The sequence below is a fragment of the Roseateles sp. DB2 genome (assembly GCF_051857535.1).
Lineage (GTDB): Bacteria > Pseudomonadota > Gammaproteobacteria > Burkholderiales > Burkholderiaceae_C > Roseateles_B.
This window is the reverse complement of record NZ_JBPZGY010000002.1, coordinates 255144-268532: the sequence shown is the minus strand read 5'-3', so window position 1 is coordinate 268532 and position 13389 is coordinate 255144. Positions and strand designations below refer to the sequence as shown.

Genomic DNA, 13389 nt, shown 5'->3' with positions numbered 1-13389 from the left:
CTTAGTTGCGCTCGAGCTCGATGTCGATACCGAGCGAACGGATTTCCTTCACCAGCACGTTGAACGACTCCGGCATGCCGGCGTCGATGGCGTGCTCGCCCTTGACGATGTTTTCGTAGACCTTGGTACGGCCGTTCACGTCATCGGACTTGACGGTCAGCATTTCCTGCAGCACGTAGGACGCGCCGTAGGCTTCCAGGGCCCACACTTCCATCTCACCGAAGCGCTGACCACCGAACTGAGCCTTACCACCCAGCGGCTGCTGCGTGACGAGCGAGTACGGGCCAGTCGAGCGGGCGTGCATCTTGTCGTCCACCAGGTGGTGCAGCTTCAGCACGTGCATGTAGCCGATCGTCGTCGGGCGCTCGAACTGCTCGCCGGTGCGACCGTCATACAGATAGGCCTGGGTACGGGTCTCGGTCAGGCCCTTCTTTGCGGCGATGTCGTCCGGGTAGGCCAGCTTCAGCATGCCGCGGATTTCCTCTTCCTTGGCACCGTCGAAGACCGGGGTCGCGAAGGGCACGCCCTTGGAGAGGTTCTGGGCCATCTCGACGACTTCCTTGTCGCTGAGTTCGTCCAGGTTCTCAGACTTACCACCGCTCTTGTTGTAGAGCTCGTCCAGGAACTTGCGCAGCTCGCTGACGGCAGCATGCTGCTGGAGCATGTCGCCGATGCGTTGGCCGATGCCCTTGCCGGCCCAGCCCAGGTGCACTTCCAGGACCTGACCCACGTTCATCCGCGAGGGCACGCCCAGGGGATTCAGCACGATGTCGGCAGGCGTGCCGTCAGCCATGTAGGGCATGTCTTCGATCGGGGTGATCTTGGACACGACACCCTTGTTGCCGTGGCGGCCGGCCATCTTGTCGCCAGGCTGCAGGCGGCGCTTGACGGCCAGGTAGACCTTGACCATCTTCAGCACGCCGGCGGGCAGCTCGTCGCCCTGCGTCAGCTTCTTGCGCTTCTCTTCGAAGGCCAGATCGAAGCTGTGACGGGTCTGCTCCAGCGAGTTCTTGATCGATTCCAGCTGGTTGGCGACATCATCCTCAGCGGGACGGATGTCGAACCAATGGAACTTCTCGACCTCGGCCAGATACTCCTTGGTGATGACCGTGCCCTTGGCAATCTTCTTCGGACCACCGTTGGCGACCTTGCCGTTCAGCAGCTTCTCGATACGGTCGAAGGCGTCGGCCTCCACGATGCGCAGCTGGTCGTTCAGGTCCAGGCGGAAGCGCTTCAGCTCGTCGTCGATGATCTGCTGGGCGCGCTTGTCGCGCTGGATGCCTTCACGGGTGAAGACCTGCACGTCGATGACGGTGCCGGAGGTGCCCTGATCCACGCGCAGCGAGGTGTCCTTCACGTCGGACGCCTTTTCGCCGAAGATGGCGCGCAGCAGCTTCTCTTCCGGGGTCAGGGTGGTTTCGCCCTTCGGGGTCACCTTGCCGACCAGCACATCGCCGGGGCCGACTTCAGCGCCGATGTAGACAATGCCGGACTCGTCCAGGCGAGCCAGCTGCTGCTCGGACAGGTTCGGGATGTCGCGGGTGATTTCCTCGGAGCCCAGCTTGGTGTCGCGGGCCATGACCACCAGCTCCTCGATGTGGATCGAGGTGTAGCGGTCTTCGGCCACCACGCGTTCGGAGATCAGGATCGAATCTTCGAAGTTGTAGCCATTCCAGGGCATGAAGGCGACCAGCATGTTCTGGCCCAGGGCCAGTTCACCGATATCGGTCGAGGCACCATCAGCGATGATGTCCTCGGCCGCCACCTTGTCACCGCGGCGCACGATGGGGCGCTGGTGGATGTTGGTGTTCTGGTTGGAACGCTGGTACTTGATCAGGTTGTAGATGTCGACGCCGACTTCACCGGCCACCGTCTCCTCGTCATTGACGCGGATCACGATGCGGTTGGTGTCGACGTAGTCCACGATGCCACCGCGGCGAGCCGCCACGACAGTGCCCGAGTCCTTGGCCGCCACGCGCTCCACACCGGTACCGACAAAGGCCTTTTCGGGGCGCAGGGTCGGCACAGCCTGACGCTGCATGTTGGCGCCCATCAGTGCGCGGTTCGCATCGTCGTGCTCCAGGAAGGGCACGAGCGAGGCGGCGACGGACACGATCTGCGTCGGAGCCACGTCCATGTACTGGATGCGCTCGGGCGAGGTCAGCACCGATTCGCCGTTCTCACGGGCGGACACCAGTTCATCAACCAGTTGGCCTTCCTTGTTCAGGGTGGCATTGGCCTGGGCGATGACGTACTTGCCTTCCTCGATGGCGGACAGATAGTCGATCTGGTCGGTCACCTTGCCATCAACCACGCGACGGTAAGGCGTTTCCAGGAAGCCGTACTCGTTCAGCTGGGCGTACAGGGCCAGGGAGTTGATCAGACCGATGTTCGGGCCTTCCGGCGTTTCGATCGGGCAGACGCGGCCGTAGTGGGTGGGATGCACGTCACGGACTTCGAAGCCGGCGCGCTCACGGGTCAGACCGCCCGGGCCCAGTGCGGAGACACGACGCTTGTGCGTGATCTCGGACAGGGGATTGGTCTGGTCCATGAACTGGGACAGCTGCGAGGCACCGAAGAACTCCTTGAGCGCCGCGGAAATCGGCTTGGAGTTGATCAGGTCATGCGGCATCAGGGCTTCGGTTTCAGCCTGGCCCAGGCGCTCCTTGACGGCCTTCTCGATGCGGGCGAGGCCCGACCGGTACTGGTTCTCGGCCAGTTCGCCCACGCAGCGCACGCGACGGTTGCCCAGGTGGTCGATGTCATCGACTTCACCGCGGCCGTTGCGCAGCTCGACCAAGATCTTGACCACGTCGAGGATGTCCTCGTTCGACAGGGTCATATTGCCTTCCGGCGTGTCGCGGCCCACGCGGGCGTTGAACTTCATCCGGCCGACGCGCGACAGATCGTAGGTGTCTTCGCTGTAGAACAGGCGGTTGAACAGGGCCTCAACGGCGTCTTCCGTCGGCGGCTCGCCGGGGCGCATCATGCGATAGATGGCAACGCGGGCAGCCAGCTGCTCGGTCGTTTCATCCAGGGCCAGGGTCTGGCTGATGTAGGCGCCTTCATCCAGCTCGTTGGTGTACAGGCACTGGATGTCCTTGATGCCGGCGCTGCGCAGCTTCTTCAGCAGGGCATCGGTCAGCTCGTCATTGGCCTTGGCGATGATCTCGCCGGTATCGCCGTCAACCATGTTCTTGGCCAGCACGCGGCCGACCAGGAAGTCTTCGGGCACCGTGACGTGCTGGGTGCCGGACTGCTCCAGTTGGCGCACATGGCGGGCGGTGATGCGCTTGTCCTTCTCGACCAGCACATTGCCGTTCTTGTCCGTGATGTCGAAACGGGCGACTTCACCCTTCAGGCGGTCAGCCACGAATTCCATCTGGGCACCGGAGTCCATCAGACGGAAGTTATCGAACACGAAGAAGTGAGCCAGGATCTGCTCGGGGTTCAGGCCGATGGCCTTGAGCAGGATGGTGACCGGCATCTTGCGACGGCGGTCGACGCGGAAGTACAGGATGTCCTTCGGGTCGAATTCGAAGTCCAGCCAGGAACCGCGGTAAGGGATGATGCGGGCCGAAAACAGCAGCTTGCCGGACGAGTGGGTCTTGCCCTTGTCGTGCTCGAAGAACACGCCGGGCGAGCGGTGCAGCTGCGAAACGATGACACGCTCGGTGCCATTGACGATGAAGGAACCGTAGTCGGTCATCAAGGGCACTTCGCCCATGTAGACCTCTTGTTCCTTGATTTCCTTGACCGTCTTGGCCTGCGGGCTCTCACGGTCATAGATGATCATCTGCAGGCGGGCACGCACGGCCGCTGCATAGGTCAGGCCACGCTGTTGGCACTCACGGGTGTCAAACGGCGGCTTGGCGATGTTGTATTCGAGGAACTTCATCTCCACGAACCCGTTGTGCGACACGATCGGGAAAGCGGAGAGGAAGGCTGCCTGCAAGCCTTCTGGCTTGCGCTTGGCGGGGGGAAGGTCTTTTTGCAGGAAGGCGACGTAAGAGTCCTTCTGCATGGTCAGCAAATAGGGAACGTTCTGAACGTTCTCGCGCTTGCCGAAGCTCTTGCGGATACGCTTGCGCTCGGTATAGCTGTAGGGGGTTGTTTGCGCCATAAACACTCCGTGGCTAGCCCTCACCTGGCCGTGGCAGGGGCTGCGTCGGCGACTGGCTTCTCAGGCATTGCACCCGAAGCTTGGTGGTTGGCCACTACCAACCGCTGGCGGACAACCCTGGCCGCATGCTCATGCGTAGCCAGAGTCCGACCAAACCGGCTCTCTGCAGTCGGATCAGAGAACACTTGAAAGAACCGCGAATGATACCTCGCGAAGCACTTTCAGCTGTTCTCAATCAAGATAAACCCGCAATGACGAAAAAGGGGAAGCCCAAAGGCAACCCCTTCTCGAATCCAGGTGAACCTGAATTCGTGCGGCGGGCGGCGTAGCGAGCCGGTCGAGGTCGGGCTTGAGACGCGCAGCCGTACTTGGGTACGGCGAGCATCGAAAGCCCGAGATCGGCCGGCGCAGTAGCCGAACGCCGTACGAATTACTTGAGTTCGACCTTGGCGCCGGCTTCTTCCAGCTTCTTCTTGGCGGCGTCGGCGTCAGCCTTGGACACGCCTTCCTTGACAGGCTTCGGAGCGCCGTCGACCAGGTCCTTGGCTTCCTTCAGACCCAGGCCGGTGATTTCACGCACGGCCTTGATCACGCCCACCTTGTTGGAACCGGCTTCAGCCAGCACCACGGTGAACTCGGTCTTTTCTTCAGCAGCGGCAGCAGCACCACCAGCAGCGCCGCCAGCGGCGGGAGCAGCCATGGAAGCGGCGGACACGCCGAACTTCTCTTCGATGGCCTTGACCAGGTCGTTCAGTTCCAGAACGGTCATGCTGTCCAGAGCAGCCAGGAATGCGTCTTTATCGAATGCCATGATGTTTCCTAAATACAGATAAGTTGCAGTTGATGCGGTGATCGTCGTCGATCAGGCAGCAGCGGGTGCTTCGGCTTCTGCGCCGCCACCACGTTGCTGAGCCAGCGCAGCCAGCACGGCAGCGGTACGCTGCACGGGCGACTTGAGCAGGCCGGCCACTTGCGACAGCAGCACTTCCTTGCTCGGCACAGCGGCCAGGGCCTTCACGCCGTTGACGTCCAGGGCCTTGCCACCATAGGCGCCGCCCTTGATCACCAGCTTGTCATTGGTCTTGGCAAAGTCAGCGATGACTTTGGCAGCCGCGACAGCATCTTCCGAAAAGCCGTAGATCAGCGGGCCGACCATGCTCTCCGAAGCGACCTCGAACGAGGTGCCCGCCACAGCGCGACGTGCCAGGGTGTTCTTCAGCACGTGAAGATACACACCTTGGGCACGCGCGGTGACGCGCAGCTTGTTCAAGGCTTCAACGGTGAGGCCACGGTACTCGGCCAGCGCCAGCGTCTGGGCCTTGGCAGCCTGGGCTGCCACGTCCGACACGACGGCTGCTTTCTCGTTGCGATTGAGACTCAAGGTCTACTCCTCACAAAAATGCCTGGGGTCTTTCAACCTTTCGGCACACCGGAATTCAGCGACCTTCTGTCAGGAACTCACACCGGGACAGGCCCGGTACAAAACTTTCCCTTCAGCGGGTTCGCCATCTGCGCTGGCCGCCACGCAAGGTGGCCATTAAGTGTCATCCCCGATACTGCAGGACTTCACGCCAGCGGTCTTGGATGACGCGCCCCCATCAAAAGATGGAAACGCCCCACCAATCTTGTCGCGCGGCACCAGACTCGCGCCGCGCAGATTCTTGACGGCCCGACGCGCAAGGCGTCAGGCCTACACCAACAGCTTAGGCAGCAGCCACAGCGTTGATGCTGGCGATTTCGACGCGAGCGCCGACACCCATGGTCGAGGACACGGCCACCTTGCGCAGGTAGACGCCCTTGCTCGAAGCCGGCTTGGACTTGTTCAGGGCCTCGACCAGCGCGCGCAGGTTGTCCTGCAGCTTGTCGGTGTCGAAGGAGCGACGACCGATAGTGCCGTGGATGATGCCGGCCTTGTCGACGCGGAACTGGACCTGGCCAGCCTTGGCGTTCTTGACAGCGGTGGCGACGTCCGGCGTCACGGTGCCGACCTTCGGGTTCGGCATCAGGCCGCGGGGACCCAGGATCTGACCCAGGGTACCGACGATACGCATGGTGTCGGGCGAGGCGATCACCACGTCGAAGGGCATGTCGCCAGCCTTCACGCGCTCAGCCAGGTCTTCCATGCCGACGACGTCAGCGCCGGCAGCCTTGGCTTCTTCAGCCTTGGCGCCCTGGGCGAACACCGCCACGCGCTTGGTCTTGCCGGTGCCATGGGGCAGCACGACAGCGCCGCGCACCACTTGGTCCGACTTCTTGGCATCGATGCCCAGTTGCACGGCCACGTCGATGGATTCATCGAACTTGGCAGTGGCCAGTTCCTTGACCAGGTTCAGAGCGTCACCCAGCGGGTACAGCTTGGTGGTCTCGACCTTGCCTTGCAGAGCTTTTTGCTTCTTGGTCAGCTTAGCCATGTCACACACCCTCCACGATGATGCCCATCGAACGGGCCGAGCCAGCGATGGTGCGGACGGCGGCGTCCATATCGGCGGCCGTCAGGTCCTTCTGCTTGGTCTTGGCGATCTCTTCCAGCTGGGCGCGGGTCAGCTTGCCGACCTTGTCCAGATGGGGACGCTGAGAACCCTTCTCGATCTTGGCAGCCTTCTTCAGCAGCACGGTCGCCGGCGGCGACTTGATGACGAAGGTGAAGCTCTTGTCTGCGAAGGCGGTGATCACCACCGGCAGCTTCAGGCCCGGCTCATAGCTCTGCGTCTGGGCGTTGAACGCCTTGCAGAATTCCATGATGTTCAGGCCGCGCTGACCCAGCGCGGGACCGACCGGAGGCGAAGGATTTGCCTTGCCAGCCGGAATTTGCAGCTTGATGAAGCCGACAATCTTCTTGGCCATGATTTCTCCTAGAAGCGCCGCGGCGGCCTCGCCGCTGCGCCTGAGTGCTAGCGCCAGGGACTGGGGCTTGCGCCTTTACCCTGGCTCCTCTTGTCCGTGTCTCGTCACAGACTGGCTACGGATGCGTTGTCCAGGCGCCAGAAGCACCTGAAGGGCCGCATCGGGCCCTTGTTCATGACGTCAGACCTTCTCGACCTGCGAGAAGTCCAGCTCCACCGGCGTGGCACGACCGAAGATCGTGACCGAGACGCGCACCTTGGACTTGTCGTAATTGACTTCCTCGATGGCGCCATTGAAGTCGGTGAAGGGGCCTTCCTTGACGCGGACGATTTCGCCGACAGTCCACTCGACCTTGGGCCGGGGCTTCTCGACGCCTTCCTGCATCTGGTTGACGATCTTCATCACCTCGTGCTCGGAGATGGGGGCGGGGCGATTCTTCGCGCCACCCACAAAACCCGTCACCTTGGAGGTATTTTTGACCAGATGCCAGGTGTCGTCGTCCATGAGCATCTCCACCAGCACATAGCCAGGGAAGAAGCGACGTTCGGTCACGGACTTCTTGCCGTTCTTCAGCTCCACCACTTCTTCGGTGGGGACCAGGATGCGGCCGAACTTTTCCTGCATGCCGGCGCGATCAATGCGCTCGCGCAGATTGCGCTCCACGGCCTTCTCCATGCCCGAATAGGCATGGACAACGTACCAACGCTTGGGCAGACCGGCCGGGACGGCTTCGCTTGCGGCGACTTGTTGCTCTTCGCTCATATCAGTCCTTTAGCGCTTCCAACCGAGGATCAGGTCATACAACACCCATTCCAGGGTCTTGTCCGTGAGGAACAGGAAGAGCGCCATCACGACAACAAAGGCAAAGACATAGCCCGTCATCTGCGTCGCTTCCTTGCGGGTAGGCCACACCACCTTGCGCACCTCACGCAGCGAGTCCTGGCCATAGGCGATCAGGGACTTGCCGGACTCGGAGGTAAAGAAGGCCCCCGCCGAGGCGGCCAGCAACACCAGCAGCGCCCCCCACTGGGCCAGCGCACCCTGCTTGGACAGTGCGTAGAAGGCCACCAGTGCGCCGACCAGCAGCAGCACGGCACCGGCCAGCTTGGCCTTGTCGGCGCCGGAGGTGACGGTTTCGACTTGAGGATTGGACATTCGATTCGCTTTCAGCACCCGGATCGGGCAAGGGTCAATGCTGACCCATCAGCAGCAAAGCCCGCCGAGACGAACTCCCGCGGGCTTGGCTTGACCACAAAGACCAACAATCTTGATCAGAGACTGTTGGCAGGGGCAGAGGGTCTCGAACCCCCAACCTTCGGTTTTGGAGACCGACGCTCTGCCAATTGAGCTATGCCCCTGTGGCCTTTTAAAGATTACTCGATGATGGTCGCAACCACGCCCGAGCCGACGGTACGGCCACCTTCGCGGATAGCGAAGCGCAGACCTTCTTCCATGGCGATCGGAGCGATCAGCTTCACGGTGATGCCGACGTTGTCGCCAGGCATGACCATTTCCTTGTCCTTCGGCAGCTCCACAGCACCGGTCACGTCCGTGGTACGGAAGTAGAACTGGGGACGGTAGTTGTTGAAGAACGGGGTGTGGCGGCCGCCTTCTTCCTTGCTCAGCACATAGATCTCAGCAGTGAAGTGGGTGTGCGGCTTGATGGTGCCGGGCTTGGCCAGCACTTGACCACGCTCCACGTCTTCACGCTTGGTGCCGCGCAGCAGGATACCGACGTTGTCGCCAGCCTGACCTTGGTCCAGCAGCTTGCGGAACATTTCCACGCCGGTCACGGTGGTCTTTTGCAGATCACGGATACCGACGATTTCGATTTCCTCGCCGACCTTGATGATGCCGCGCTCGACGCGACCGGTCACCACGGTGCCACGGCCAGAGATCGAGAACACGTCTTCCACCGGCAGCAGGAACGCGCCGTCCACGGCACGCTCAGGCTGGGGGATGTAGCTGTCCAGAGCGTCAGCCAGGCGCATGATGGCCTGCTCGCCCAGATCACCCGTGTCGCCTTCCAGCGCCAGCTTGGCCGAACCCTTCACGATCGGGGTGTCGTCGCCAGGGAAGTCGTACTTGCTCAGCAGCTCGCGGACTTCCATTTCCACCAGCTCCAGCAGCTCGGCGTCGTCCACCATGTCGCACTTGTTCAGGAAGACGATGATGTACTTCACACCGACCTGACGCGCCAGCAGGATGTGCTCGCGGGTCTGGGGCATCGGGCCGTCAGCGGCCGAGCACACCAGGATCGCGCCGTCCATCTGGGCGGCACCGGTGATCATGTTCTTCACATAGTCAGCGTGGCCGGGGCAGTCCACGTGAGCGTAGTGGCGATTGGCGGTCTCGTACTCGACGTGAGCGGTGTTGATCGTGATGCCACGTGCCTTTTCTTCGGGCGCAGCGTCGATCTGGTCATAGGCCTTGGCCTCGCCACCGAACTTCTTCGACAGCACAGTTGCGATAGCTGCCGTCAGCGTGGTCTTGCCATGGTCAACGTGACCAATCGTGCCCACGTTCACGTGCGGCTTGGTACGTTCAAACTTGCCTTTTGCCATCTTGCGCTCCTGGCGATCAGATCAGAAAAGAGAAGGGGGAAGAAAAGCGGTGGTGCCCATGACGCGGATCGAACGCGTGACCTCTCCCTTACCAAGGGAGTGCTCTACCACTGAGCCACATGGGCATCGACACGGGTTTGATGACGAAGCAAGGCCATCAACAAACCGGTGTCGACACGACTTTCAAGCTGCCGCTGGAGCGGGAAACGGGAATCGAACCCGTGTCATTAGCTTGGAAGGCTAAGGTTCTACCATTGAACTACTCCCGCCCGGGAGTTTTCTCTTTGAGCCAGAACCACCGACCCATCGAGTGTGCTTTGCCTTGGTGGAGGAGGCTGGATTCGAACCAGCGTACGCGTAAGCGGGCAGATTTACAGTCTGCTGCCTTTAACCACTCGGCCACCCCTCCGAGGCAAGCCCGCTACTGTAGCACAGCTTTTCAAGCCTTCAAGCAAATTTTGAAAACTCTTTCGAGCACATCTCAATTGCCAAGCCCAATCACTGCACACCAGCCCGCAAACCTGACCCCTGACAGCACCCCAAGCCAGGACTCAAGTCCAGACTCGCTGCACTGCTCGAAATCACGCCTGCATCAGCGGAGCCAATGACTATAGCAGCTTCCAACGCTCCAGATCAAGATGACGCCTGCCTGGCCCGCCTCAGCACTTGAAGACAAACCCTAGCCCCCCCTCCTGTACTCAGACAGCAAGTTCAACAATACCAATCAACTACCAAGGTCACGCCACCCCGCACTGCTCAAGCCCACGTGTCGACCGTTTCACCGCGCAGCCAGACCCGGTCGCAGCAACGCCACAGCAGGGAAAACACGCCCCTCAAAGTGGTAGCAAAGTGGATCTATTGATCGTTATAGTGGCATGGCATTGGTTGCAATTGAGGTGCGTTTGGAGGTGCCTTTGCCTGGTGGAGGAGTCCGCGAGGAGAGGGGCATCGAGTCTTTCAACAGGCCAGACCCATGTTCGCTGGCCACATCGAGGAGCAGTTCATGAAGGTCATCAAGACCCCCGTCGCCGCAGCGGTGAGCATTACCCTGCTGAGCGTTGCAATGGCGGCGCAGGCACAACAGGCAGAGCCTGCCAAGAAGGAAGGCAATCAGCTGGAGCAGGTGGTCGTCACCGGCATCCGCGCCTCCCTGCAGTCGGCTGCCAATATCAAGCGCAACGCCAGCGCCGTGGTTGACGCCGTGACGGCCGAAGACGTGGGCAAGCTGCCCGACTCTGACGTGGGCGAGTCGCTCGGTCGACTGCCCGGCATCACTGTCGGTCGCGCCTTCGGCCAAGGGGCCTCGGTGTCGGTGCGCGGTTCGGACCCGCAGATGACCTACACCACCTTGAACGGCCAGACCGTGGCTTCGACGGGCTGGTATGACCAAGCCACGGTGGACCGCTCCTTCAACTACTCCCTGCTGCCGTCCGAGCTGATCGGTGGCATGGAGGTCTACAAGTCGTCCCAGGCTGACCTCACCGAAGGCGGCATCGGCGGCACCGTGATCGTGAAGACCCGCAAGCCGCTGGACCTGAAGGCCGGCACGGCATTCGCCAGCCTCAAGCTGGGCAAGGGCACCGTCAGCACCGACCTGGCCAAGGACGTGGCCGGGCTCTACAGCTGGCGCAACGATGCCAAGACTTTTGGCGTCCTGGTCGCCGGTGCGCAGGAAAAGAGTGAGTACATCCGCCGCGGCATCGAGTCCGACGCCGGCTGGTCCGGTGACGTGGCACCGGCTACCTTCGTGCAGGATCGCAAGCGCACGGCCATGAACCTGACGTTGCAAGGCAAGCCTGCCGACAACATCGACCTGGGCCTGAACTACCTGAGCCTGGACCTGACGGGCGACAACACGAACAGCAATCTCTACCTGTTCATGGGCCAGAACGACAGCAACTGCAAGCAGAAGAATGCAGCCGGCCTGTGCGTCAAGGCCGAAGCCGGCAATGCAGACCCGGTCAACACCTTCATCCAGACCTGGGCACGCCAGGGCAAGATGAGTTCGGACAGCCTGGTGCTGAACGGCTCCTTCAGGGCGGACACCTTCAAGATCGAGGGCGTGGCCGGCCAGACCAAGGCCAAGGGCGGCACCACGCACACCATGAACTATGGCGTGGGCTGGTGGGACGACGGCCAGAGCCTGCCCAAGTTCAAGGGCACCATCGACGCCACTGGCAAGCAGATCGTGATCTCCCCGAGCGTCCCCATGGACGTGAAGGTGTCCAATCTGCCGTCCAAGCTGGTGCCGACCGGCTGGGCCACCGACCAGCAGCAGCCCAACTCCGACAAGGAGAACTTCGCCCAGGCAGACGCCACCTTCGACCTCGACTGGAACGGCCTGACCTCCTTCAAGGCCGGTATCCGCGCCACCGGCCACAAGTATGAGCAAAGCGCCCTGCGCGCCAAGTTCAGCCCCACCGTTGTTTCGGGCAACACCAGCGACCTGTACAGCGGATCCATCAAGATGGGCCCCAATGGCTGGGAATTCCCCAAGGCCAATCTGGACGCCATGGCAGCGCTTTATGAAAAGAACACCGCCTCCTGGACGCCGCAGCGCTCCAGCTTCGCCGAGATCGAGGAAGACAACCGCGCGGCCTACGGTATGTTCGAGTTCGAGAAGGCCGGTTGGCGCGGCAACTTCGGCCTGCGTTACGTCCACACCAACGTGACCGGCCGCGGCTACAAGTTCGACGGCACGCCGCTGGCCGCCAACGACGTGCCCAACAATGACGGCTGGGGCAAGACCATCCGCGAGGAAAAGGCCAGCTACAGCGACTGGCTGCCCAGCCTGAATGCGGCCTACAACATCGACAAGAACACGGTGCTGCGTCTGGCCGCCTCCAAGGCCATCACCCGCCCCAACTTCGAGTACATGTTCCTGACCAAGCAGGCCGGCTACAACGATGACCGCGTCGGCAACGAGTCCATGACTTTCGGCTCCGTGGGCCTCAAGCCCCAGTCCTCCAAGCAGTTCGACCTGGGCATCGAGTACTACTACGGCAAGGGCAATATGGTGTCCGCCGCGGTCTTCCACAAGTCCATCGACAACTTCGTGACCGCCCTGGTCAAGACCAACCAGAAGCTGGGTGTCGTGGACCCGCTGAGCAAGGTCGACAACTGGACGGTCAACCAGTACGTCAACGCTGGCGGCGGCAAGATCAACGGCTTCGAAGCCCAGATCAACCACAGCCTGGACAACGGCTTCGGCTTCGCCGGCAGCTACACCTACGCTGATGCGAAGGCGCCCGCTTCCAGCTATCCGGACGGCCTGGCCCTGTTCACCCAATCGTCCAAGCACACCGTCAATCTGGTGGGCTTCTACGAAACGGCAGACTATTCGGCTCGCCTGGCCTACAACTGGCGTTCCAAGTACATGATCCGTGAGACGGGCTACTACAGCTATCGCATGCACGATCCCTACGGCTCGCTGGACTTCAGCGCCGGCTGGAACATCAACAAGAACCTGCGCCTGACCTTCGAAGCCGTCAATCTGCTGAAGAAGGACGACGTGCAGTACGGAGCAGCCGGCGCGGCCAACACCGACGTCAAGGGCAGCATGAAGGTGGGCTACCCGGCCTGGTCCTTCATGGGCGAGACGAGCTACCGTCTCGGCCTGAGCGCCAAGTTCTGAGCGACCGAAGGTCTCTGATGTACTCAAGCCCGGCTCTGCCGGGCTTTTTTCCGCCTGGACTTTCCCCGGCCTGCACGGGCCCTCACGCGATCGCCCCATGGATTGCCTGGACTTCCCCCGCATGGCGGTCCTGCGACCGCCAGACGCCCCCGGCAGAGGCGTCAGCGCAATGCCGGGGCCGACTCCGTCGCGAGCCGGATCACCCGGCCCGCGCAATCGATGGT

The 13389-nt window shown here is 61.8% G+C and carries 9 protein-coding genes and 4 tRNA genes; 1 reads left to right on the top strand and 12 read right to left on the bottom strand.

The window, feature by feature from the left end:
* Position 1: 1 nt before the first annotated feature.
* The 12 genes from rpoB to ACS5PK_RS03560 form a co-directional block, all read right to left on the bottom strand.
* Positions 2-4123 (bottom strand): DNA-directed RNA polymerase subunit beta, encoded by a 4122-nt coding sequence (rpoB, locus tag ACS5PK_RS03615; protein WP_439438909.1) that lies wholly within the window; start codon positions 4121-4123, stop codon positions 2-4.
* A 430-nt stretch (positions 4124-4553) separates the two neighbouring features.
* A complete protein-coding gene (gene rplL / locus ACS5PK_RS03610) occupies positions 4554-4934 on the bottom strand; it encodes a 50S ribosomal protein L7/L12 (protein WP_439438908.1) in 381 nt (126 codons plus the stop codon).
* 51 nt (positions 4935-4985) lie between these two features.
* Positions 4986-5504: a 50S ribosomal protein L10 gene (gene rplJ / locus ACS5PK_RS03605; protein WP_183103978.1), complete on the bottom strand. Its 519-nt coding sequence runs from the start codon at positions 5502-5504 to the stop codon at positions 4986-4988.
* Between the two features lie 322 nt (positions 5505-5826).
* On the bottom strand, positions 5827-6534 hold the full coding sequence (rplA, locus tag ACS5PK_RS03600; RefSeq protein WP_439438907.1) for a 50S ribosomal protein L1: 708 nt from the start codon (positions 6532-6534) through the stop codon (positions 5827-5829).
* Position 6535: 1 nt separating this feature from the next.
* Entirely contained in the window at positions 6536-6967 is a 432-nt protein-coding gene (gene rplK, locus ACS5PK_RS03595) for a 50S ribosomal protein L11 (RefSeq protein WP_241299436.1), read from the bottom strand.
* Between the two features lie 180 nt (positions 6968-7147).
* Positions 7148-7729 carry a transcription termination/antitermination protein NusG gene (gene nusG / locus ACS5PK_RS03590; protein ID WP_439438906.1) on the bottom strand — a complete coding sequence of 194 codons (582 nt, stop codon included), beginning with the start codon at positions 7727-7729 and terminating at the stop codon, positions 7148-7150.
* Between the two features lie 9 nt (positions 7730-7738).
* Positions 7739-8122, bottom strand: coding sequence for a preprotein translocase subunit SecE (gene secE / locus ACS5PK_RS03585; RefSeq protein WP_439438905.1), 384 nt, complete (start codon positions 8120-8122; stop codon positions 7739-7741).
* A 127-nt stretch (positions 8123-8249) separates the two neighbouring features.
* Positions 8250-8325 (bottom strand) — tRNA-Trp (locus ACS5PK_RS03580).
* A gap of 15 nt (positions 8326-8340) precedes the next feature.
* Positions 8341-9531, bottom strand: coding sequence for an elongation factor Tu (gene tuf / locus ACS5PK_RS03575; protein WP_183103973.1), 1191 nt, complete (start codon positions 9529-9531; stop codon positions 8341-8343).
* A gap of 50 nt (positions 9532-9581) precedes the next feature.
* Positions 9582-9656: transfer RNA gene (locus ACS5PK_RS03570), tRNA-Thr, on the bottom strand.
* A 70-nt stretch (positions 9657-9726) separates the two neighbouring features.
* Positions 9727-9800: transfer RNA gene (locus ACS5PK_RS03565), tRNA-Gly, on the bottom strand.
* Between the two features lie 54 nt (positions 9801-9854).
* Positions 9855-9940 (bottom strand) — tRNA-Tyr (locus tag ACS5PK_RS03560).
* 564 nt (positions 9941-10504) lie between these two features.
* Here ACS5PK_RS03560 and ACS5PK_RS03555 point away from each other — a divergent pair.
* On the top strand, positions 10505-13165 hold the full coding sequence (locus tag ACS5PK_RS03555; RefSeq protein WP_439438904.1) for a TonB-dependent receptor: 2661 nt from the start codon (positions 10505-10507) through the stop codon (positions 13163-13165).
* Positions 13166-13389: the final 224 nt, after the last annotated feature.